At 57.6% G+C, this 23325-nt stretch carries 20 protein-coding genes and 1 pseudogene; 11 read left to right on the forward strand and 10 right to left on the reverse strand.

The features are described from left to right. Positions 1-2: 2 nt before the first annotated feature. From PY650_RS15155 to PY650_RS15170, 4 genes are all read right to left on the reverse strand, one after another. Positions 3-1016, reverse strand: a complete 1014-nt coding sequence (locus tag PY650_RS15155; RefSeq protein ID WP_285880165.1) for an ABC transporter permease — start codon at positions 1014-1016, stop codon at positions 3-5. A gap of 75 nt (positions 1017-1091) precedes the next feature. After that, on the reverse strand, positions 1092-2765 hold the full coding sequence (locus PY650_RS15160; RefSeq protein WP_285880167.1) for an ABC transporter substrate-binding protein: 1674 nt from the start codon (positions 2763-2765) through the stop codon (positions 1092-1094). A gap of 244 nt (positions 2766-3009) precedes the next feature. Continuing rightward, positions 3010-3993 (reverse strand): GlxA family transcriptional regulator, encoded by a 984-nt coding sequence (locus PY650_RS15165; protein ID WP_285880169.1) that lies wholly within the window; start codon positions 3991-3993, stop codon positions 3010-3012. 318 nt (positions 3994-4311) lie between these two features. Beyond that, positions 4312-5493, reverse strand: a complete 1182-nt coding sequence (locus tag PY650_RS15170) for an MFS transporter (protein ID WP_285880170.1) — start codon at positions 5491-5493, stop codon at positions 4312-4314. A 158-nt stretch (positions 5494-5651) separates the two neighbouring features. On the opposite strand from PY650_RS15170, the gene PY650_RS15175 reads away from it, so the two are divergent. Then, on the forward strand, positions 5652-6575 hold the full coding sequence (locus PY650_RS15175) for a LysR family transcriptional regulator (RefSeq protein WP_285880171.1): 924 nt from the start codon (positions 5652-5654) through the stop codon (positions 6573-6575). Between the two features lie 461 nt (positions 6576-7036). Here the strand turns inward: PY650_RS15175 and PY650_RS15180 are convergent, their stop codons facing one another. Beyond that, entirely contained in the window at positions 7037-9373 is a 2337-nt protein-coding gene (locus tag PY650_RS15180) for a hypothetical protein (protein WP_285880172.1), read from the reverse strand. 674 nt (positions 9374-10047) lie between these two features. Between PY650_RS15180 and PY650_RS15185 the strand changes: the two genes are divergently transcribed. Together PY650_RS15185 and PY650_RS15190 are read left to right on the forward strand one after the other, a co-directional pair. Next, positions 10048-10917, forward strand: coding sequence for a protein-L-isoaspartate O-methyltransferase family protein (locus PY650_RS15185; protein WP_285880173.1), 870 nt, complete (start codon positions 10048-10050; stop codon positions 10915-10917). Positions 10918-11009: 92 nt separating this feature from the next. Next, a pseudogene (locus tag PY650_RS15190) lies at positions 11010-11940 on the forward strand (IS110 family RNA-guided transposase). 223 nt (positions 11941-12163) lie between these two features. On the opposite strand, the gene PY650_RS15195 reads toward PY650_RS15190, so the two are convergent. After that, complete coding sequence (locus tag PY650_RS15195) at positions 12164-12424, reverse strand: ATP-binding cassette domain-containing protein (protein WP_285880174.1); 261 nt, start codon at positions 12422-12424, stop codon at positions 12164-12166. Positions 12425-12486: 62 nt separating this feature from the next. Continuing rightward, positions 12487-13011 (reverse strand): hypothetical protein, encoded by a 525-nt coding sequence (locus PY650_RS15200; protein ID WP_285880175.1) that lies wholly within the window; start codon positions 13009-13011, stop codon positions 12487-12489. Positions 13012-14187: 1176 nt separating this feature from the next. Between PY650_RS15200 and PY650_RS15205 the strand changes: the two genes are divergently transcribed. Beyond that, positions 14188-15078 (forward strand): LysR family transcriptional regulator, encoded by an 891-nt coding sequence (locus PY650_RS15205; RefSeq protein WP_285880176.1) that lies wholly within the window; start codon positions 14188-14190, stop codon positions 15076-15078. Between the two features lie 55 nt (positions 15079-15133). On the opposite strand, the gene PY650_RS15210 is transcribed toward PY650_RS15205, so the two are convergent. Then, complete coding sequence (locus PY650_RS15210) at positions 15134-16762, reverse strand: MFS transporter (protein ID WP_285880177.1); 1629 nt, start codon at positions 16760-16762, stop codon at positions 15134-15136. A 727-nt stretch (positions 16763-17489) separates the two neighbouring features. Between PY650_RS15210 and PY650_RS15215 the strand changes: the two genes are divergently transcribed. From PY650_RS15215 to PY650_RS15240, 6 genes are all read left to right on the forward strand, one after another. Further along, entirely contained in the window at positions 17490-18458 is a 969-nt protein-coding gene (locus tag PY650_RS15215) for an AraC family transcriptional regulator (protein ID WP_285880178.1), read from the forward strand. Between the two features lie 113 nt (positions 18459-18571). Beyond that, positions 18572-19225: a nitroreductase family protein gene (locus tag PY650_RS15220; protein ID WP_285880179.1), complete on the forward strand. Its 654-nt coding sequence runs from the start codon at positions 18572-18574 to the stop codon at positions 19223-19225. Between the two features lie 34 nt (positions 19226-19259). Further along, complete coding sequence (locus PY650_RS15225) at positions 19260-19805, forward strand: carboxymuconolactone decarboxylase family protein (RefSeq protein ID WP_285880180.1); 546 nt, start codon at positions 19260-19262, stop codon at positions 19803-19805. Positions 19806-19849: 44 nt separating this feature from the next. Then, entirely contained in the window at positions 19850-20563 is a 714-nt protein-coding gene (locus tag PY650_RS15230) for an FMN-dependent NADH-azoreductase (RefSeq protein ID WP_285880181.1), read from the forward strand. A 40-nt stretch (positions 20564-20603) separates the two neighbouring features. Continuing rightward, positions 20604-21071 (forward strand): DUF3788 domain-containing protein, encoded by a 468-nt coding sequence (locus PY650_RS15235; RefSeq protein ID WP_285880183.1) that lies wholly within the window; start codon positions 20604-20606, stop codon positions 21069-21071. 205 nt (positions 21072-21276) lie between these two features. Beyond that, positions 21277-22194, forward strand: a complete 918-nt coding sequence (locus tag PY650_RS15240) for an NADP-dependent oxidoreductase (protein ID WP_285880184.1) — start codon at positions 21277-21279, stop codon at positions 22192-22194. A gap of 133 nt (positions 22195-22327) precedes the next feature. Here the strand turns inward: PY650_RS15240 and PY650_RS15245 are convergent, their stop codons facing one another. After that, positions 22328-22525 (reverse strand): hypothetical protein, encoded by a 198-nt coding sequence (locus PY650_RS15245; protein WP_285880186.1) that lies wholly within the window; start codon positions 22523-22525, stop codon positions 22328-22330. A gap of 166 nt (positions 22526-22691) precedes the next feature. Here PY650_RS15245 and PY650_RS15250 point away from each other — a divergent pair, with 166 nt between their 5' ends. Further along, complete coding sequence (locus PY650_RS15250; protein ID WP_285880187.1) at positions 22692-22946, forward strand: helix-turn-helix domain-containing protein; 255 nt, start codon at positions 22692-22694, stop codon at positions 22944-22946. Positions 22947-23084: 138 nt separating this feature from the next. On the opposite strand, the gene PY650_RS37140 is transcribed toward PY650_RS15250, so the two are convergent. Continuing rightward, the gene (locus tag PY650_RS37140; RefSeq protein WP_349644496.1) at positions 23085-23312 is read right to left on the reverse strand and encodes a DUF2961 domain-containing protein; all 228 of its coding nucleotides are present in this window, start codon (positions 23310-23312) and stop codon (positions 23085-23087) included. Between the last annotated feature and the right edge of the window lie 13 nt (positions 23313-23325).

Below are 23325 nucleotides of genomic sequence, written 5' to 3' on the forward strand. Positions count from 1 at the left end.
GTTCACCTCACCCGGATGCGTGGATCGAGCAGCATGTAGCCGAGATCGCCGAGCAGCTGCGTAGTGACGGCGACGGCGACGGTTATCAGCGTCGCGGCCTCAAGGGTCGCGATATCGCCGAAGAGGCTTGCGTCGAGGATCAGCCGGCCGAAGCCCGGATAGGCAAAGACGAGCTCGGTGACGACCACGCCGCTGATCAGAAAGTTGATCTGCAGGAGCAGAACGGTGAAGGGTGCGATCATGGCGTTACGCAGCGCATGGCCGAGAACCATGCGGCGCGTGCTCATGCCCTTCAGGACCGCGGTGCGGATATAGGGTCGCTCCATGACGCCGATCATCGAGACGCGGATCATGCGGGCGACATAGCCGAAATCGTAGATCACGAGTACGGCGACAGGCAGTACGAACTGATAGGGCACCGGCCATCCGCCATCACTGTTGAGCGGGCTCGTTCCCGGCAGGATCGGCCAGAGAATGACGAAGAGTGTGACCAGGAAAACGCCCGAGGCAAATTCCGGTATGGATGTGAAGGTGATGCAGACGACCGACAGCGCCCGATCCAGCACTCCGCCCTCCTTCAGCCCCGACAGGATGCCGAAGATGATCGACAGCGGCACGATGAGAAGAAAGGCGAGGCCGGCAAGGATCGCCGTATTGCCGAGCCTGCTCCAGATCACGTCATTGACTGGCAACTTGTTCAGCGTCGAATAGCCGAAATTGCCGAAATACTGCGCCCCGCGCGGATCCTTGAAGTTAAGGCCGGTGCTTGGATCTTGCAGCGGATCGGAAATGGCGCCAACGAGCACGCCGAGCCAGCGGCCGTAGCGCACGAGCAGCGGATCGTTGGCCTTCAGCTTCTCGGTCAGGATATCGACCTGCTGCTGCGTAGCGAAGGGCCCGAGCGACTTGCGAGCTACGCTCCCGGGGGTGAATTCGCAGACGGCAAAGACCAGGAACGACGCACACAGCATCGTGAGCAGCATCATGATCAGTCGTTTCAGGAGGAATTTCGACATTGCAACATCAGTCCGAATTTCGCGCTGCCGCTAAAGGTTCGCCCGGCCGGTGCCGGGCGATCACGGCGGCTGCCATCAGGCGGAGATCGCGTATTGATGCGCGAAGATGTACTGCGAAGGATGCAGCTCGAAGCCCTTGACCTTCTTGTCCATCACGGTCGAGAAGACGCGCCAGAAGGGCTGAACGATCGGCCCGTCATCCTGCATGATCAACTCGATCTTCTCGATGACCTTGCTGCGCTCGTTCGGGTCGAGGATGCCCTCGGCTTGAGTCAGGAGCTGGTCGAATTCCAGATTGGAATAATGGGATTCGTTCCAGGCAGCATTCGAGCGATAGGCTAGCGACAGCGTCATGATGGCGAGCGGGCGATGGCCCCAAGCCGTCAGACTGAACGGCGCCGTCGTCCACACTTCCCAATATTGCGCACTCGGAAGCGACTTGATGTTGATCTTGACGCCGATGTCCTTGAACTGTTCAGCCAAGACTTGCGCCGTGTTCAATTCCCAGATCGGGTCGGGGCGCGTCACCATGTCGATTTCGAAGCCGTTCGGATAGCCGGCATCGGCAAGCAGCTTCTTGGCCTTCTCGATATCGCGCGGATATTTCGGCAGAGCAGCATATTCGGGATGCGACGGAGCGACGTGATGGTCTTCTGCCGGCGTGCCGGCGCCGAGCAGCGATGTCTGGATGACCTTCTCGCGATCGATCGCGAAGCGCATTGCCTGGCGGACGCGCTTGTCCTTGAACTGCTCGACATCAGGATGCATTCGGGCGACGACGGTCTGCGTCGTCTCGACCTTGTAGACCGCAACATGCGGGAAGTTCTTCATCGAGCTGATCTGGACGGCGTCGGCTTCCGAGAGGCCATCGACCTGCTTGGAGGCCATGGCCGCAATGCCCGCACCGGGATTGTCGCCGAGGTCGACGAATTCGAAGGTCGCAAGATAGGGACCGGTGCCCCAGTAGTCACTGCGCGCCTTGTACTTGGCGCCCTTGCCGACCGTGTATTCCGTCATTTCGAACGGACCGGTGCCATTCGCATCCGGGCCGAAGGCGCCGTTGTCGGCCGGATCCAGGATAAACATCGGATAGTGATAGAGATGCTCGGGAACCGCGATCTGAGGCGCGAAGCAGTTCAGGCGAACGGTATAGTCGTCGATTTTCTCGATCGCCTTGTCGGACCAGAGCTTGCTGGACTTCTTCGGATTGCCCTTCTCATCCTTCTCGCCGCCGTCATATTCCTGAACGAGATAACCGGTGAAGAGGCCGAGAACCGACGAGCCGACCTTCGGGTCGCTGACGCGCTTGAGGTTCCAAACGACATCGTCCGCCGTCAGCGGCCGGCCCCCCTTGCGCCACTTCACATCCTTGCGGATATGCAGCGTCCAGGTCTTTAGGTCGTCGCTCACCTCCCATTTTTCAAGGAGGTAGGGATGGGTAATGTTATTGCGATCGGTGAAGGTCAGGTATTCGCAGACCTGGCGGATGACGTTCGACTTTTCGGCGAAGTCGGCCAGATGCGGATCCTTGATTTCCATGCAGCGCATGCCGATCCGCAGATTGCCGCCCTTCGGCATATCGTCGGCCTTGGCCTCGCTGAAAGGTTGGGCGACGCCCGCGAGCGAATAGGCGGCCGCGGCCGAGAGGCCGAGAAGCGTCGACTTGCGCAGGAAATCCCTGCGATTGATGCTGCCGTCCGAAAGTCCCTTGATAAGCGTCGGAATATAGGAGTGCTGATTCTTGTCCAAGATGGTGGTCTCCGAGTTCGTCCAAACTGTTCCCGTTGTCGCGAAGCGGAGCAGTTTCCTGCTGCTTCGACCTGCGCGGATCTGATGTCCGTTTTTCGCCGTCGACACCAAATCTAGAGCCAATATGAATGTGACAAAATGCATTCACCCGACATGAAATATGCGCGAACCGACATATTGTTGCATTGCACCAATAGCGGTTTTCGCGGTAGACAGGACAGGTGAAGATTGCAGGGCGTCAGGATCAGGAACGCCGTGTGGCGGCCGGGCTTTCCCGAAAATGCTGACGGTAGAAGCGGCTGAAATGCGAGGGCGATTCATAGCCGCAGACGCCCGCGATATCGCCGACGCTCAGATCCGTATGGATCAGGAGCTCCTTCGCCCGCGCCATACGCAGATCGATATAAAACTGTGACGGACTTTTGTTCAGTTTGGTGCGGAACAGCCGCTCCAACTGGCGGGGCGAGACGTTGACGCTTTCGGCAAGCTCCGAAATTTCGATCGGCTCAGAAAGGCTGCTCTCCATGCGGCGGATAACGAAGCCGAGCTTGGCATTGCGGATGCCGAAGCGATCCTCCGGCAGCATGCGCTGGACGTCGTCCTGCCTGCGCATGCGGGGGTGATTGAACTGGTCGGAAATCTGCTCGGCGAGATCCCGGCCCTCGATGGCCGCGATCAGATAGAGCATCATGTCCAGCGTGACGGTGCCGCCGGAGGAGGTGATGAGTCTGCCGTCGACGGCAAAGATATCATCCGTCGCCAAGCAGTTCGGAAACTCACTTCGAAACGTCGGCAGCGATTCCCAGTGGATGGCGCAACGGCGCCCCTCAAGCAGCCCCGCCCTCGCGAGATAAAACACCGCCGTGCTGACGGCGCCGAGAACGCACCCCTCGGAATAGACCCGGCGCAGCCAGGAGAAAAGTGCCGGACCATAGCTCTCGGTGTAATTGACGCCGGCGCAGACCAAAAGAATATCGCATTTCGGCGCCTGTGCCATAGCACAGTCCACCGGGAAGGCAAGCCCACTGCTCGACCTCGCCTCGTTGCCGTCGGCCGAAATCAGCACCCACTCGAATGCCTTGCGCTTGATCAGGCGATTGCCCTGCCGCAGCGAGTCGAGCGCCGCCGAAAAGGTCATTAGTGGATAATCGGGCACCAAAAAGAAGCCGATGCGCACCGGTCGTTCGTCGCGCTTCAATTGACCAAATGAGAAGGACTGTCGTGTCATTCGCCGGATATACTACATCAAGCGGGTATCACCCAAGGGTGTCAGCTTCTTTTCGCCGCGCCGGCGGGTGGCGGACAAGATCGGGATAATTCGCAAGATCGGGAACGCCGAAAGGACGGCGTTCTTTTACGCGTAGCTCCTCAGCTCCGGCGCCCAGTCGTTTTCGAGGGGAAGTTCGATGCCGAGCGTCAGACCTCCTTCCACTTGCGGATCCGGTCAAGCGCAGAAAACTGGCCGACTTTGAAAGTAGACATGGGAGTTCTCCGGGTGAGATTCGACAGGAGGGACCTAGCGCCCAACGCGCCGAACCGCCGTGGTTTAGGCGGTCTTCAGGACCGGGACCGAGCGGCGGTCGAGAGCGCTGCTCCAGATGGTCAGGAGCAAGGCGACGGCCACGAGAATAGCGCCGACCCAGGGAGTCGCGCCGAGGCCCATCGGGGACTCGACTACCAGACCACCGAGCCAGGCACCGATGGCGATACCGAGGTTAAAGGCGGCGATGTTGAGCGCCGACGCGACATCGACGGCGCCCGGACGGTGTTCCTTGGCAAGCTTCACGACGTAGAGCTGCAGACCGGGCACGTTGCCGAACTGAAGGAAGCCGAGAGCTGCAAGGGTGACGATCGCCAAGACCGGCGAGACGGCGGTGAAGGTCAGGATGACCAGCACGATGGCCTGCAGGATGAACAGTCCGATCAGCGCCTTGACCGGATTGTGATTGGCAATCCTGCCGCCGGCAATGTTGCCGATGGCGATGGCAATGCCGTAAAGAACCAGGATCAGGCTGACGCTCCGTTCGGAAAAGCCAGTAATTTCCTGCAGGATCGGCGCCAGGAAGGTGAAGGCGACGAAGGTGCCGCCGTAACCGAGTGCCGTCATCGCGAAGACGATCAGCAGACGGCCGGAACCGAGCACGCGAACCTGGTCGAGCAGGCTTGCGGGTGGCGCTTTCTTCAGATTGTGCGGCAACAGGGCGACGATGGCGACAAAGGCGACAATACCCAGCGCAGCGACGGCCCAGAAGGTCGCACGCCAGCCAAACACCTGGCCGATGTAAGTGCCAAGCGGGACGCCAGTGACGATGGCAACCGTCAGGCCCATGAACATCATGGCAATGGCCGAGGCCCGGCGATTTTCCGGAACAAGATCGGCTGCAATGGTCGAGCCGACCGAGAAGAAGACGCCATGGGCGAAGGCCGCAAGCACGCGGGCAACGAGCAGAATCTCGTAGCTCGGTGACAGCGCCGCGACCGTGTTGCCGAGGATGAACAGGGCCATCAGGCCGAGCAGCAGCGGCTTTCTTTCGATCTTGCCGGTGAGCGCCGTCAGGATCGGCGCCCCGAAGGTGACGCCGAGCGCGTAGACGCTGACGATGAGGCCGGCAAGCGGCAGGGCGATGTTGAGGTCGGTCGCGACCGTCGGCAGAAGTCCGACGATTACGAACTCTGTGGTGCCGATCGCGTAGGCGGCGATCGTCAAGGCGAAGATAGCTAAAGGCATGACAAGCTCCTCTCCCTGCACCATCCAGGTGAGGGTTAAGAAGACAGCAGGGCTGTCGGTTGAAGGATTGCTGTGGCGCAATATGGTCGAAGAGGGCTTGCGCGATAATCAGGAGTATTGGAGAAATTCTTTTGAATTGAATTCACAAGGCTAGTCGCATGGACAATCGCACTGGAGAGATGGAAGTGTTCGTAAGTGCCGCAGAATTGCAGAGTTTCTCAGCGGCGGGACGGCGCCTCAGACTATCTCCATCTGCAGTCAGCAAGCTCGTCACCCGAATAGAAGACCGCCTTGGGACACGTCTGCTCGTCCGCTCGACACGCTCAATGACTCTGACACCGGAGGGCGAGGTCTATCTCGCGCGAGCCCGGCAGATCCTGGCAGACATTGCAGAGACAGAACAGATCGTTGCGGGCGGTGGAAAATTGGTTCCGCGGGGACTGCTCCGCGTCAACGCTTCCGTTGGCTTTGGTGAGCGCTACCTCCTTCCCCTGGTACCGTTGTTTCTCGAAGCCTATCCCGAAGTTCAGCTCGATATTTCGCTGTCCGATGGCGTCATTGGCTTGATCGAAGAACGGACGGATATCGCCATTCGATCCGGGGCAATGGACGACTCTTCTTTGAAAGCAAGAAAGCTTTTGGAGAGTCGACGGGTCATTGTCGCCTCTCCGGACTACCTGAAAACGCACGGCATGCCCGAGACACCGATTGACCTCGCCAATCATAACTGCCTCACCTTCAACTTCAGGCGCAGCCTGAACGAATGGCCATTCCAGGATCCAGGATCGACAGAGATCTATCGCCTTCCCATTTCCGGCAACAGCTCGGTCAACAGTGGCATGATCATGCGCCGATTGTGTCTCGCCGGCTGTGGTCTTTGCCGCGTGGGTCAGTTCCACGTCCAACCCGATATCGAAGCCGGATTGCTCATTCCAGTGCTGGAGGAATATAATCCGGAAGACATCGAATTGATCCATGCCGTTTTCGCTGGACACGAGCACCTTGCGGCTCGCATCCGTGCGTTCATAGACTTCCTGGCAGGATACGTCGGCAAAGGTGGAAAATCGGCGCCGATCCCGTGACCCAGGATAGCGCGATCCATTTGGATGACTACGCGCTCCTTCGCTTCGCGCTTAATGATGGGGACGTTGAGCGTAAGACCGTCGACCAGCACGGTTTTTCTCGAAACCGATTCCTCGGACATGTTCGACGCATCAGGTCGATTTATTCGAAATCGAGCGCTATCCACGGCCGGCGAGAGCCCCCGCGGCTGGCAAAATTTGAAGATTGTCGCGCAACGCAGGCGCCCAGAGCGCGATTAATCGAGGATGCATAGTCAATTCCAATCGAGGCCGCGGCGCAATATTTGCCTGGTTCTTTGCGCGCCCCTTCGGAAACTTACAATTCCGTGAAGGGATGCGGATCACATGCTGCATCCTGCGCTTCTCATCACACTGAAGGTCCGCCACTGGCGTTTCAAATGCGGACATCCCGAAGAGGCGATAGAATGACTGCCGCTGGCGCCAATGCCAGATATTGCCCGTTACCGGTTGCTAACGCGATCATCCGCGGACGCCGCCGTTGGCCTCAAAACGGCGAAAAAGGCAGGAATAGCAATCGCATAGGCGGCCGCGCTCACTCCCAACACGGTATGGATCCCGAAAGTAGTCGCGATGATTGGCACGAGAGCGGCGCCGATGACTGAGAAACAGCCGTTAATCCCCCAGGCCCAGACAAACATATGGTCCTTACCGAGACGCGCCAGCCAGCTCATGGCTGTTGCCATTGGAAAGCCCATAAGAATGGCCGCTGGCGCAATGGCAAAGAAACAAATCACCAGCCGAATTGTATAGCGGTACCCGCCGATAAAACCGAATAGTGGCGTCAGCCCGACCGCATAGACGGCAAGAAGCCCGGCGATCGCGGCGAGTATCACTGGAAGCGCGATGCGAGCCCGCTCAACGAACCGTTCAGAAAGCAAGCTTCCCAAGCCAGAAAACACCAACATACCGGCGATCAAGACCGAGGCCGAGATCGTCGCGCTGCCGAGTACAAGGGTGAAACGGCTTATAAGCCCGACTTCCACCATGATGAAGCCGACGCCGAGGCAAGCAAAATAAAGGATCGTTCCAGCTTTGCCAGGCGTGCGTGCAAAGGAACGGCGCCAGCCAACAAAAAGAGGGATCAGGATGAGAGGCAAGGTCGCAGCCGACGCAACCCCTAAAGTGGCCCAAAGGACCAGATAACCCCAGTCATCCTGGAAAAGAGCGAGCCGCGCGAGCGCTTTAGGAAGGTCTTGCAGCTTCTCGTAGCCCGCGAAATATGGCCGGTCGTCGGTCAGCGGCTGAATATCGAACACATATCGATGCGCGATGTCAGCCCAGCGGCCGCTTATCAAGGATTGCCAGACAAGGCGCTCGAGAGACGTCGCAGGCATCTCCGAATTGTCGGCTGGTGGGCCGTCTCCGTCCGATAGCGTCGCATCGGTTGTTGAAACTTCCAAAGGAGCATCGCCAAAGACCGAAGCCCTATAATCGGCAAGGATCTTGTCGCCGCCCGACATCTCATAACCAAAGCCGGGCGAGTAGATCTCATCAAACGACATTGATCGCGTATACTGTCGAAGCTTTTCGATCTCCTGCGACGTAAAGCCTCCTCTTTTGTAAAGGATTGTCGTGGTCGAAAGATAGCTCGATGCAACGAAGAAAGAGCGCGCAAACGTCGCTGGTTCAATCTCCTCAGCTGCGCCGGCAATGGTGGCATAGAGCTTGAGAACGGCCTTGGGCGGCTCCTCCTTATTCCAGGCAGTTACTGAAAGAATGCCTCCGTCTCGGAGAGCGCGCATGTAATCGCCCATCGCCTCCTTTGAGAAATCGTAGCGTTCGACAATGGTGAAGCCGCCGGGGCTCGAAAGCCCCACAGAGTCAGCGAGACTTAGATCGATAATGTCGTAGCGTTTGGCAGTGTTTTCTAAATAGAGGCGGCCGTCGCCGGCGACAGCTGTGACGTTTGAATTGGAGAGAAAACCGCTTGTGATGGGGTAAAGCCCGGGGTCTCGAAGAGCGGCGAGAACGGCGGGGTTTCGTTCAGATGCCGTAACAGAAAGCGAGCCCGCGTGAAGAGCCACCATCGTTGAGATGCCGCCGCCAAGCTCGACGATGAATGTCGCAGGCCGTTCTTTGAGAACATAAGGATAGTAGTCCGGAAGGTAATGATAGTAGGAGCCGTCCTCGGGCGGCAGGTCGCGCATGACCCCCTCCGGACCATCACCGTCAATATAGAGGCCGGCATAGGTGTTGGGCGGCACTTCCGGGACGTTGAAAGCAGCATTGTCGGAGAGCCCTGGCGCAAAATGCATATACGAGCTTTGATAGAGCTGTAGGTCTCCAAATGGTGAGACGCTGCGATAGACCCGCTTGGAGTCGGGATAATTGCGGGCATAGGAAATGCCCTTGAATTGCGTGATCTGGATAGGCTCTACATCAAAGAGGCCCGCTAATCCAAGATAGGAGGCGAGCGACAGCACGGCCAAGCTGGCGGCTCCTATGAGATTTCGCCTTCTGGACCGTAAGAGTGAATTTGCGGCAAACCAGCTGAAAAGGCTCACCGCCCAGAGGATGAGAGGCACGACGATGATCTTCTCTGGCGGAACGAAATAGAGCGCGCCAAGGATGAGCAAGCCGGCGACGCCAGACCCGCAGAGATCAGCGAAATAGAACCGGCTGAACCAACTGTGGCCCTTCAGGAAGATTAGGCCAAGAAAGAAAGCGCCGGACAGGAACGGCAGTAAGTAGAGTAAGAAGTTGGCAGCCAGACGCCACTTCTGGGTGGGATCAGAAACAATGAAAATCGCGTTGAACGGCACAATTTGCGCGATCAAATTCGACGCAACGACGAGCGGCCCAAACAGGCAGAGCGTGATTGTTGCGACATTTTTCCACGAGCGTTCAAGAAAATCTTTAAAAGCAAATAGGATTACGCTTGCTAGGCCGAACCCCAACATCGCGAGACTTACCACAAGGGATCCGAAATGGGCCCAGCTGCCAACCGAAAAGATGCGCATTATGCTTATCTGCAGAGCTATTACGGCGCCGGCCAGAAGACCAACTGCAAGATAATTTGAAGCGCGTCGACTAAGGTCGCTGCTGCGATTATGTTGGTGAGAATGGGAATCGTGCATTTCGGCCTACACGCTCCTTGCATCGACTTACGCCACTGGTGCTGGCTAACGAGGCCAGCCCGAAGATATTCGGAGTTCGGCATCGGGTGAGGAATTAGGCCCAACCCTTTTAGTCCGGCTACGGTGCGTCCCAAGGACGCCTTAGATCGCCGTAAAGACGAAGTTTTAGCATTTTAGCGCACGTTTGAATGTGCCCGATTTTTACAAATTCGTAAGGTGGAAAACAATCCAGATGTAAATTCGCCGTCTATATTGAGCCATAGGTCAACAAGCTCCATTTATCAGTGCGATATGCCGAGTTTGACTTTTGAGGTGGGCAGGCAGTGCTTTGCGTGCGTAAACACGGGCGCGCAAAAATCGGTGGGAGAATCGGAATGAGGCGACGTGATTTTCTGGGCGTCATGGGCGGAGCACTTCTTGCTGGCCCTTTCTCTACGAAGGCTGATGCGAACGTTTCCATTCCCTACGACTGGAACGCCACGCCACCAATGGACTCGCGCAGTTCCTTCATCGATTGGATGATAAAAACACGAGGTGAGGATCCGCATTTTCTCGGCGAACGCTTTGACCGTTTCACACAACTTATTTCCCATCACGATGTTTGGAACACGCGCAATAAACGTGCCTACCTGTTGACGCCACGCGAAGATTTTGTGACGGCTGCCAACCGCTCACGCGCGTACGAATGGCATTATCTCGACATCGGCTACGGTGTGACGATCACGGGGCCGCACACGGTTGCCCGCATGACCAATACGATTGATCCGCAGTATGGAGAAAAGGTACTGGAAGTCGGCACCGGATCGGGGTACCAAGCGGCCTACCTCTCAAATCTCACCGATAAGATCTGGACCATTGAGATCATCCGGCCGCTCTATGATCGCACAGATGGAATCTTTGCCGACCTCATCGCTCGCGGCTATTCCGAATATGGTGCCATCAACCGGAAAAATGCTGACGGGTATTACGGCTGGCCAGAATTTGCGCCGTTCGACAAGATCATTGTTACCTGTGGCATTGATCACGTTCCGCCGCCTCTCCTACAACAACTGAAGCCAAATGGAGTCATGGTCATTCCGATCGGGCCACCGGGCGCACAGCATGTTCTTAAGATCACCAAGAGCGTCGGTTCCGACAATGCGATCACCGTTGCCCGTTCTGACATCTACAATGGCGCGATTGTCAATTTCGTGCCGCTGACCCGACTTGAAAACGGGCGCGCATCCGGAACGCATAGCCAGTGAGGCTTGAGATGCCTCTCTAACGACAGCGCTGGAGCGACGTGCGTTCATTTGAACTCGCACATTACATTTTTTGGCCAATCGATGGACACGACATCGCCCCCTACCCGTACCTACAGGCGCCAAGTGTGTGCGTGGTGGATGCGGATGGCCGCATCGTGCGGGAAGCAAAGGTGCCGAGCGAGCCCGAAGCGCTGATCGCCTGGTTTGGCGAGCACGGCGTGGTGATGCGTGCGTGCAGCCTTCAAGACGATGCCGGTGAAGACCGACAAGAAGGATACGCGGGGTATCGCGCAGTTGATGCGGCTTGGCTGGTTCAGAGCGGTCCCCTGCAAATCTCTTCCGGCCCAGGAGGTGCGCGCCCTGCTGACCGCCCGTAAGCTCATTCAGGGCAAGCTTCACGACATCGAGATGAGCATCCGGGGCATACTGCGCGGCTTCGGCCTCAAGGTAGGGCCGACGACACGGCGCACCTATGCGGCACGCATCCGCGAGCTGATTGAAGGTCATCCGACCTTGGAGGCGATTGCCGCGTCGTTGTTGAAGGTGCGCGACGCACTTGCAAACGAATTTGCCGGGTTTGAGCGCAAGCTGCGTGCCATCGCCCGTCAGGACGATAACGCACGCCGGCTGATGACGACGCCCGGCGTTGGCGTCCTGGTGGCGCTGACATTTGTGTCGGCCGTTGATGCGCCTGAGCGTTTCCGATCATCACGAGCGGTGGGGCCGCATTTCGGATTGACGCCGAAGAAGTACCAATCGGGCGAGACCGATTACACTGGTCGTATCTCGAAGATCGGCGATGTGGGTGTACGAACCGCGCTCTACGAGGCGGCCAACGTCATCCTCACGCGCCCCGTGAAGGGGTCGGATCTGAAGAGCTGGGCGCTGGCGATCGCCAGACGTGCGGGTCCCAGAAAGGCGCGTGTGGCACTGGCCCGCAAGCTGGCGGTGGTGTTGCACCGCATGCTAAGGGATGGAACCAACTTCATTCCCCACAAGGCAAAGACAGCCATGGCCGCCTGAGCCGGAAGGAGACAACAACAAGGTTTCGGGCGGGCCCTGCCATCAGCCCCCCGAGCGAGGTCCCTTCGCCGGGACGATGGATGGGTTAGGCCGCAGATCCGGGAGCAGCACTCAGGTGACTGCGCGCCCCTAGATTGGCCAGCAGGTCCCCAGCAGACCCCATAGAGCAGCGGCCAAGCGTCGACTGCGGACACAGAAGCAAGCACTCGGCGAGGGATTAAGCTCATAAGGGATTGACTCGGGAAGGCCCGTTACAGAAGCTAAGTAATTTTCCATCTTCATGCACGGCGAACCGATCATTGTGAGCGGTGCCGCTGACGAGCGAGAAGCCTCCGAAGAAACGTGCGACAAAGGCATTGGCCGGCGCGGCATAGATCGATTGTGGTGGCGCGAACCGCACGATCGAGCCCCGGTCCATCACCGTCAGTCTATCGGAAACGGCCATCGCCTCGACCTGGTCATGGGTGACATAGATCGTCGTCATACCGCGCGGAACTCACCCGGCCGAAATACTCTGCCATCCCATACGCTTTTCTTCGCTTACCGTTAAAACGGAGCAAGCGAGGCCCCGCCAGCAGGCTTTGCAGGATCCGACTTACCGAGCTGTGAGAGACATTTTCCGAAGGACGAATGCATTGGATAGATCCGCGAGATGGGAACAATCCAGTTCGGCTCTGTCCCCGGAAAATCCAATTCGATATCCGCCGAACCAGACATGGCGTTGTATAGCATTCCGCGCGCGGTATCGGCGTCCGAAAGCATTACGCTGGTTGGGGTTAAAGCTTTGGCTGTGACCTGCCAGGTAGCGTTATGAGCGACAATGCCGATCTTACCTTGACTTGCTTGGGGAAGGTTCCATGCGGCGTCGCTGATAATCCAGGCGATGCTCTTGAAGCCTTTGCGGAACTCAACTTTCTGTCCGAGCCCACTATCCCAAACAAAGGCGCAATAGCCGCCTTGATTCGCCGTGTAAGCGATGGACCACTGGCCCGGGGAGACAGCGAGGTCCGCCGCCGCAGCTGGTCCCATACAAAATGCGATCGCTGCCATAATTGTTGCCAGTTGCCGCATAATTGAACCTCCAAGACACGCCCTCGCTAGCGTAACCAGCAATCCTTGCGTTTTCATTATTTCGGAGGAGCCTCGCAAGGTCCGCACTCGGCAAATCGGGAGACCCACAAGTCGCGGAATTGTTCGACGCCAGGAACCCTATCCCGTGAATAGCACCGACGCATGAAAATCCATTCCGCAAGTTTCGCGCGAAACGCGAACCAAAACCGCCCAAATTCTTTAAGCTTTGTTTTTCATGGGCATGTTATATTTTCATTCTCGCAGGCGACTTTGTCGCCAATAAAGAGCTTCGCTATTTTACCTTATGGCTGCCCGCGAAACGAACGGCGTTTTTCGGTGCCTGTCGTTAATGGTTTGAGCCCGGCCCATGATGGCTTAAAGAAACACTCTGCTCGGGCGTTCCATATTTGTTGGTCGTGCAACAGGAGACGGCTACTGCGATGAACACTGCTGCAGCGGGAATTGCCATCAATTGCAAATGCGATTTGCAGTAGGCTAGCATTTGAGCACCTCGTCGTAATGGCGTGAATCTCGATTTGGGTGTTATCGGCCGATGCCAAAATCACAATGAAGTGGAGGTGTTGTCTGAGGGACGCGACCGCCGGTTCGCGCGTCAAATAAGTCGACGGTTATGCTATAGCAACATCGGATCGGAAGCGAGTTGGCGCATATCATGTCCCCTCCATGGTGTCGAAATCGTTTTCCGAATATTGCGAACAATAAATATGGGAGGGCTCAATGGAAAGCGTAGGTTCTCGTGTCGGATCGACCGACCACTTTCAGGGTTAGGACCGACGACACAGACTGAGGCGATCGATGGTATGCTGTGCCCTGACGGAGCCCAAGCCGCGCATTCGAGTGCGGTTACTCCCGGGATCGGGCCCTTATCAGCTGACTGGCGCGCTCCAAGTTGGCGGCACGATTGGATGAATTGTTGCCATGCTCGGTAGGGTTAGGCAACCAGTAAGATCTAGCGTTGTTGATGCTTTGCCGGCATAGTCGAGGACGATCAGAAATGCACCTCTGGGGTCGATGACCTATTTCCGATTTTTACCCCACATTCGGTTAACTCCTTAAACCGCGCCGCCGGGCAGTTTGAAACGATCGATACACGCCTAGCAATTAGCGGGGATCACGCATAAATTGGTGAGACTATCCGTGGAGCACGAACAATAGATGGATCGACTCGACGCCATGCGCGTTTTCACCCGTATTGTAGAACGAAGGAGCTTCACTGTTGCAGCTCAGGATTTGGGAGTACCGCGTTCGACCGTGACGGATGCGGTTAAACAGCTAGAGGCCCGCCTCGGGATACGACTTCTTCAACGCACAACTCGTGTCGTCAGCCCAACACTCGATGGGGAGGCCTACTATCAGCGTTGCCTAAATATCCTCTCAGATATCGAGGATGCAGAAGGAGCCTTCGCAGGAGCAAAGCCAAAAGGGCAGTTGCGTGTGGACGTTCACGGCACACTTGCACGCCATTTCATACTGCCTAATCTGCGCGCCTTTCTGGCGAATTACCCGGAGATCGAGATATATATGAGCGAAGGCGACCGTCTCGTCGATCTTATTCGGGAGGGAATTGACTGTGTGGTGCGTGTCGGCACGCCCCAAGACAGCGACATGATTGCGCGCAAGGTTGCAATGCTCGACGAAGTAACTTTCGCAGCGCCGTCGTATATTGAAGCTTATGGTATGCCAACGCATCCAGATGGGCTAGACGGTCATCGAATGATCGGCTTTCGTTCGAGCGCAACCGGAAGAGTGTTGCCGCTGGAATTTACGATCAACGGCCAGGTGCGTGAATATATTCTACCCGCAACCGTGTCGGTCAATGCTGCGGAAAGCTATGTCTCCCTAGCAAAACTCGGCATGGGTTTGATTCAAATCCCCCGATATCATGCCAATGCAGACCTCGAAACTGGGCAACTAGTTGAGGTATTGAAGGACTTCCCTCCGACCAGTACCCCTGTTTCCGTTCTTTACCCGCGGGATCGACAGCTATCCCCGCGTGTGAGAGTTTTTATCGAATGGGTGGCGGCCGTGTTCAACCAGAAAAGCTAGCGGCCGGGCCGCGCGCGCCCCGCAAATTTGGCATGGGAGGCGATGTTGGCATAGGTTAAGTCGCGTCCAGATAGGGTTTCAAAGGCGTGTCATCACGGGTGGGGACCGTTTGCCTTTCAATTAAATGATGCACCGTGGGCGGCTTGTCACCGCGGTGCAGCGCGTCCAGTCGTTCAGCGATCTCGGCATCTGCATATGTCTGGCGCTGGCTGTGTCGCACATATTCGATCCACGTCGGCAAATGATAGCTTTCCGTCCAAATCTGCGGTTTTTCGAGGTCGCGCAGCAATGCCCATTGTTTGGCACCGTCGCGAATCCTGGCTCTACGGCGTAGGGCCATCATGGTCAGGAATTCCGATGTATCCTGCTGGTCGATGTTATATTCCACCGTGACCATGATCGGACCGCTCCTTAATCGCAAATCAAGCTGCAATTGAGGCTCGCTGAACATGTTTGCGGGATCGAGGTTGAGTGATTCGAAATCAGGTTGGCGCAACAGAAGGCCAAGCAAGCCACCGAAAACGAGGGCAGCGCTCGCGATAAACAGTGCACCAGAAATGCCATTGATGTCGGCAAGTTCGCCCCAGGCCCAGCTTCCTGCTGCCATGCCGCCGAAGGTGGCGGTCTGATAGAGCGAGAGCGCACGTCCGACGACCCATCTCGGTGTGGAGAGCTGCACTGTGACGTTGAACAGGGAAAAAGCCTGCACCCAGGCGACGCCCGCTGGCATGAGAAGTAGGCAGCTCAGCCACATCTGGTGGCTCAGCGCGAGAAACGCGCTGCTGGTTGCCAGCGTCAGGAAGGCGCCCCGGATCACCCATTCATTGCTCAAGACTTCACGGATATGTCCGATCAAAAGCGCGCCGCAGATCGCGCCAAACCCGAAGAAGCCGAGCATGATGCCATAAGTAATAGCCGTGCCCTTGATCTGGTCACGCGCTACGAGGGGCAACAGCGCCAAAATAACAATCGCGGTCAAGCCGAAAACAAATCCACGACACATCACCTTAAGAAGGTTCGGTGACATTAAGACGTAGCGAAACCCCGCCGACATCGCGCTACCGAAGGATTCTCGCGGCAACGTATCGCGGGAGGGGTTGTTGTTCCAACGCCACAACGCAAAAATGAGCGCGAAATAGCAGAAAACGTTGAAAAGAAAAGCGAAAGGCGCACCTGCAGTCGCGACGATGACGCCGCCGATTGCGGGGCCAATGCTGCGCATCAGGTTGTAGCTCATGCTGTTAAGCGCAACGGCCCCGGGTAGATGGTCGCGGGGGACGACATCTCCCATGGAAGCTTGCCACGATGGATTGTGGAGGGCGCCGCCGCAGCCAATCAAGAAAGTGAGGCTGAGAAGCAACCACGGCGTCAGGGCATGGGCGTAGGAAAGAACCGCCAGCGCCGCGGATATGCACAGCATCAGTAGCTGCGCGACCAGCATGATCCGCCTTCGGTCAAAATTGTCGGCCAGTGCTCCCGCGGCAAGTGAAAAGATCATCACCGGTAACGTCGTCGACGACTGGACCAATGCAACCATCCCATGGGAGGTGGCCAAGCTCGTCATAAGCCAGGCCGCACCGACAGCCTCGACCAAACCTCCGAGATTCGAAACCAACGTGGCGGACCAAAGCAGCCGAAAAGTCTTCGATTCAAACGCGACAAGGGGAGAGGTTCTATTGGACATGGCAGCTTTTCTTTGATTTCTTGCCTCGCTACAGGGGCACTGCGTAGCGGACGTTCGGGCCGAGTCGGCTCTGATTTTATCGTGGTCTGCTAATTTTGGAACGATAGTGGAAAAAGTTTTCTAAATGTCTGGTCCCGGACTTTGATGGGACATCCTTAACGTCCGGATCAAAGGATACACTATGGCCCGGGTTCATCATGGAAAGCGCCCGATGGCGATGGCGATCCGCCGCGCGAAAGCGATGTGATGTCTACATGCTCGCTGAGATGATTGAAATGAAACAGATACTGGAGATTCAGTGCCATGAGCAGAATTCTTAAGAACGTTCATAAGTCTGCTGCGCGACTGCACGAAGCAGGCTTTGTGATGTGACGATGCGGGAGTTCGACGCTCTCTGCCTTCTTCCTCTTCGTGACTATACGCCCGAGGAGATCAAGAAAATCCGGAACTCAAACAAGGTCAGCCAGTCCGTGTTTGCTTAGTTCATCAACGTTAAGAAGATCACGGTTGCCGCATTGGAGCAGGGAACGAAGAAACCCAGCAGCACGGCCATCAAGATCCTTGATATTGTTGAACGAAAAGGACTGGAAGTGCTGCGATAGCAGCTTGCTTCCAGTTGCGGGTATCTGCCTAGCTTACAATTACCCCGATATGTTGGCTAAGTAGCGCGTACAGCCATCGTGCAAGTAAGATAGGATGCTTGAGCGTTTTAAGTCCCCGAGGTCCTATGTCTGAAGTCGACTGGCTGAGCCATCTCCTGCAAATCATCACGGTCACCGGTCAGCTCGAAGTCCGCTGTGCCTACGGTGCGCCATGGCGCCTGGCCTGGGGCCGGGCGGCCGCGAACGAAATCCCCTACCACGTCATCGTCAAGGGCCGTGCCATTTTCGAGGATCCGGAGACGAGAACAGCGAGGGAGTTGGTGAGCGGAGATATCGTGCTGTTACCTCACGGAGCGGCGCATGTGCTGCACGATGGCAGCGGGCAAACTCCAATCCCCACTCAGCAGCACCGAGGGTCTGCCGGTTGGATGCTGAGCGAGAACGACAGTAACGGGGAGCAACTCGATCTGTTATGTGGCCGATTCTTCATCATGCCGCCTCATGATCGACTTATTCGAACCTATCTGCCCACCAGCCTAGTGACGCGGGCTATGAACGACCATGCGGACGACAACATCGAGCCCGCTTCCAGTCAATTGGCCAGTCTGGTGGGGCTGATGCGAATGGAGGCGGCGGGCGACCGAGCAGGTGGGCGCGCGGTTCTCAATGCGCTTTCTTCGGCCTTGTTCACACTCGTGCTTCGCGCCGCGAGTGAGTCCGAGAAAGCCCCCGAAGGGTTGCTCGCCCTGGCCGGCCATCCGCGGCTGGCTCCAGCCATAGCGGCCATGCTTGCCGACCCGGCCCGGCCTTGGAAACTGCCTGATCTCGCGGACTTGTGCGGCATGTCACGCGCCACGTTTATGCGGCACTTTCAGGACAGGCTGGGTTGTTCGGCCCTCGATCTGTTGACCGATCTGCGCATCAGCCTGGCAGCCAACGAGTTAAAAAAGCCGGCGATCAGCACCGAAGCTGTGGCCGAAGCGGTCGGCTACCAATCTGTTTCGGCATTCCGCCGTGTATTTGCCGAGAGAATGGGGATGACGCCCGGGGAATGGCGCAGGCAGCCGCATAGCGGCGGAACGCGCGCGGACTAGATCGACACGCGCGATTGATCCTTTCGAGCATTATATTGAGCAAATCAAGTCTCGATATTCTCATATACGATCGTAAATTGGGCTCCGTAATCACTTGATGAGGGAGCCACCCAATGAACTACATCAGCAACGCAGCCAATGAACCGACGCTGACGAACGCCGTCATCGAATCTATCCTGAGCCGCAGGGCCACGAAGTACTACGACCCGACCGCCACCCTGAGTGACGAGCAAATTCGCGAACTGGTGCGGATCGGCACTTCGGCCCCGACGTCGTTCCACCTCCAGAACTGGCGGTTCATCGCCGTCCGTACGTCTGAAGCCAAGGCTCGGTTGCGTCCAATCGCCTGGAATCAGCCCGCGATCACAGACGCCGCCGTCACCTTCATCGTCATCGGCCAATTGGCAGATGCCAGCACAGTTCCCGAGCGCCTGGCGCCGGTGGTGGAAGCCGGCATCATGCCGGCACATTTGGTGCCCGAATGGGAAATCCCCGCTCGCGGGCTTTATGACGATCAACCCCAGCGGCAGCGCGACGAGGCAGTACGTTCAGCTACCTTCGGCACCGCAGCAATCATTTATGCAGCTCGCTCCCTCGGCCTGGGTTCGACACCAATGATCGGTTTCGACGCAGACGCCGTCCACAGAGAGTTCGGCCTGGCCGAGGACGAAATCCCGGTCATGCTGCTGACCGTAGGGCCGGAGCGGGCCGGAAACTGGCCGCAGAAGCCGCGCCTGCCAGTGGCCGATGTCCTGGACTTTGCATAATTCGCAACTCAATCAGAAACTTAAGGAGATTATGATGCCTAGAACTATTGCCCTAACGCCTGAACAGGTCCCGGCCGAATCGAAACCGACTCTCGACGCTTTCACGAAGAACATCGGTTTCACCCCAAATATGCTGGCGACCTTCGCGCAAAGCCCGATCGCGTTCAACGCGTGGGCCACCTTACTCGGCTCCCTGAGCAAAGCATTGGACGTGAAGACTCGAGACAGCATTGGCCTCGCCGTCTCCGAAGTGAACGGTTGCAATTATTGCCTGACGGTTCACAGCTTCACAGCCGAACATATGGCCAAGTTGCCGGCTGATGACATCATTCTTGCGCGAAAGGGCCATGCCAACGATCCGAAGCGGGACGCCGCCGTCCAGTTTGCGCGCAGGGTCATCGAAACCCGAGGGCAGGTCAGCGACACCGACCTGCAAGCCGTCCGCGATGTGGGCTACACCGATGCGAACATCATCGAGATCGTCGCGCTGGTAGCGATGTACTCACTCACCAACTTCTTCAACAACGTGTTCGATCCCGACAAGGACTTTCCGGCCGTTAGGCCAGCTGGATCGATCTGAGCTCTGTCCTGTCGCAACCTCATGAAGCCATTGGGATCAGTTACATGAACATTCTCCATATCGATAGCAGTGCGCGTCAAAAATCGCATAGCCGCGAGCTTTCGGCGGCGATCGTCGAAAAACTTCTTGAGGTTGCGCCCGGGGCAAGCATCACGCGGCGTGATTTGGGGGCCGAACCCCTCCCCCACACCGAGGCCCAATACGCCGCTGCGTTGGCGTCGCCGGCCACGTTGGCCGCCCCGCCCAAGGGTTCTCTCGATGTCTCGGAAAAACTAATCCAGGAAGTCGAGGCAGCCGATGTGATTGTCATCGGCACGCCCATGCACAACTTCACCGTTCCCTCCGTCGTCAAGGCGTGGATCGACCAGATCCTGCGCGTCGGTCGCACGATGACGTCGACGCCGGCGGGGAAGGTGGGAATGCTCCGGGACCATCCGGTTTTCATCGGTGTCGCTTCCGGCGGCGTCTTTACCGGCGACCGAGCCAACCAGCCGGACTTTCTGACGCCGTATCTCTCGCTGGCACTCAGCTCAATTGGGCTGAAGACCCAGCAATTTCTCCCCCTACAGGCCACCGCGTTCCTCGACTGGGACCAAGCATCCTTGGCGAGAGAGAAAGTCCTCGCCGCCCTCGACCTCACCGTGGTCACGGAGCTTCAGGCATGCACGGCGGCTCAGCCGTCCTGTCGAGCACCGGCTGCCCCTAACGCGGTGCCACCTGCTCTGGAGAGTGTCGCCAGGCGCGCACCTCAATCTTAATCCCCTCCGGCCCGCCGGCCTACGAAAACGAGGCTTTCAGATGATTTTACCAACCACCACGCTTCCCCATATCGGCGACAGGATCACCGACAATTCAGCACCGCCTGATGACAAAGCCGTTCGAGAATGGATCGGACTGGAAGCTTTCGGCCATTGGTCCAAGTTACAGACATGGATCGATGAATTCTACCCAGGCATTTTTGCGCCGGAGTGGCTCTACGGTGGCAAGAACCGCGGTTGGTCCATGCGCTACAAGAAAACCAAGGCGTTCACCACCTTGGTGCCGGAATACCGGCGGTTTTCGGCCGTGGTGGTCATGGGCAGAGCAGAACGAGAGAAGTTCGAGGAGCGGCGCTATGTCTGGCGCCCGCAGCTGATCAAGCTCTACGATGAAGCCAAAACATACGTCGACGGTAAATGGCTGACCCTTGGCATCTCATCAACAGATGATCTGCACGATGTAACGGAGCTTTTGACGATGAAGCGCCCGCCGCCACTGCGGGGTTGAATGCGACGGAAAACCTGGAAGCGCGGCAAAATCGGTGTGGTGGCTCCAGGGAAATCCGAGCAGTGGTCTGGTCGACATCGCACAGCAATTTGACATCGAGGTCGTCGCGGAAGGCGTCGAACCGATAGCTAATCTGCGCGGGAGATCGAGAAGGCTTTCCGCACCTGCAATACCCAATCCAACAAATATCTGAGGAGATAATTCCATGAAAGCGATTGTAGCAACTGATCAAGCCGCGGGAACGGCCGGCATGTCGTTGGCGGAGCGGCCCGAGCCGCAGCCGGCGATAAACGACGTCATCGTTGAGGTTCATGCGTCGGGGTTCGTCCCGACCGAGCTGACCTGGCCCTCCACTTGGACCGATCGCGCTGGTCGCGAGCGGACGCCATCGATACCCGGGCATGAGCTGGCCGGCGTGGTCACCGCTCTCGGCTATGGTACGACGGGACTGTCGGTGGGGCAGCGGGTGTTCGGTCTCACGGACTGGTATCGCGACGGCACCCTGGCGCAGTACGTTGCTGTCGAGGCACGCAACCTCGCGCCGCTGCCGGGCGATGTCGACTTCACGGTGGGCGCAAGCCTGCCGATCTCGGGCCTGACAGCATGGCAGGGACTGTTTCAGCACGGCCGCCTCCAGGCCGGCCAGAGTGTCCTCGTACATGGCGTGGCCGGCGCGGTTGGGTCGATTGCAGCGCAGCTGGCGCGCGAATTTGGTGCCTACGTCATCGGCACCGGACGCTCCGCTGACCGTCAGAAGGCGCTCGACTTCGGTGCAAATGAATTCGTCGACCTCGGGAATGACACCCTGGAAGACGTCGGCGGTGTCGATATCGTATTTGATGTCATCGGTGGCGATGTCCAGAAGCGGTCCGCAACGTTGGTCCGGCCCGGAGGAACGCTTGTGACGGTTGTCGGGCCAGCCGAGGGGCGGCCCACCGACGGCCTGGCAGTTGATTTCGTTGTTGAGTCCGATCGCGCCCAACTGAACGAGATCGTCCAACGGGTGCGGGACGGACGACTGCGGGCCAACATCAGCAACATCGCGACGCTCGACGAAGCCGTTGCCGCCTTCAATCCGATCGAGCGACGCACGGGGAAGACGATCATCCGCATTCGCCAATGAGGACTCTCGGGCGTCGGCGATCGATGATCGCGTCATCGAATAACTAAGGCGATCTTCAAACTGCATCTCGACGGCCGGCGCTGCAACGCCGGCCGTCGGTCAGCGCATCCAGCCCGAGTTCGGATAGGGCTGCTCAACCTTCCAGACCGCCCACCACGCCGTCTTTGGCTGTCTCAGCCAACACGTAGAAGGCTGCACCTAGTTCGCGGTCTTCAATACCACAAGATGCAAGTCTGATGGCCTCGCAGTAGTCTTGTCCAGCTCTCAGCGTATCAATGATGTCGAGCAGCCCGACACGATCGGCACTACCTTGTGTGTGAATTTCTGGCATTGAAACTCCCCTCGCCCGATGGGCGTCAGCGTTCAAAACGAAATTGACGCATGCGAACGCGTGCACGCTGGCAGAATCACCAGCACGCGCCTACAAGTGTATTCATAGGCGCATTGGTGGCCACCGTCAAGCGATTTCGATACAAGCGTATTCATTTTGGTGAAAAATGGCAGAACTTACACCGGAAGCGAACAGAGCGGCACGAGCAATCCTGAAATGGTCCGTCCGGGATCTCGCTGACAACGCGGGCATTGCATTTTCAACGGTTCACCGATTTGAATCGACAGGATCGGCCAGCGAAACAACAAAGGAGAAAATAAAAGCCGCGTTTGCTGCCCATGGAGTGGAAATTACGAATGGCGAATACACGGGCGCTCGTCTGCTTTTGCGACGTGAGCCGAAGGATACACGTCAGGACTAAAGAACGTCTAACGGTTGTGCACTAAATCATACGAACCGTGACAAATCGGAAGGTGGAGTTGGGACGCGCCGTTCCGGACCTGGCGATGGAAACGCCTTCGACCAGAAAAGTAAGATGCAGACGCTTTGATCGAATGCGTTAGCGCCATCGTGGTCGAGCTTTCAGCTCTTGAGCAGAGTCGAACGGGGCGCCGTAGTCCTGTGTCGGGCACCATGCCGTGTTCAAATAGTCCTCCGTGCCCGTGCCGTGCAGCGTCGGCGGCCAGGCGTCAATAGCGCCGGGCGCAGACTGGTCGCGCGCTTGCGTTAGCGTCGCCTTCTGCCCGATACCAGCCGTTCCTCTTCGTCCTTTCGAGACCGCAAATATTCCGCTCTCAGGG

Origin of the sequence: Martinezella calliandrae, assembly GCF_030272695.1 — a bacterium.
Taxonomy (GTDB): Bacteria; Pseudomonadota; Alphaproteobacteria; order Rhizobiales; family Rhizobiaceae; genus Rhizobium; species Rhizobium calliandrae.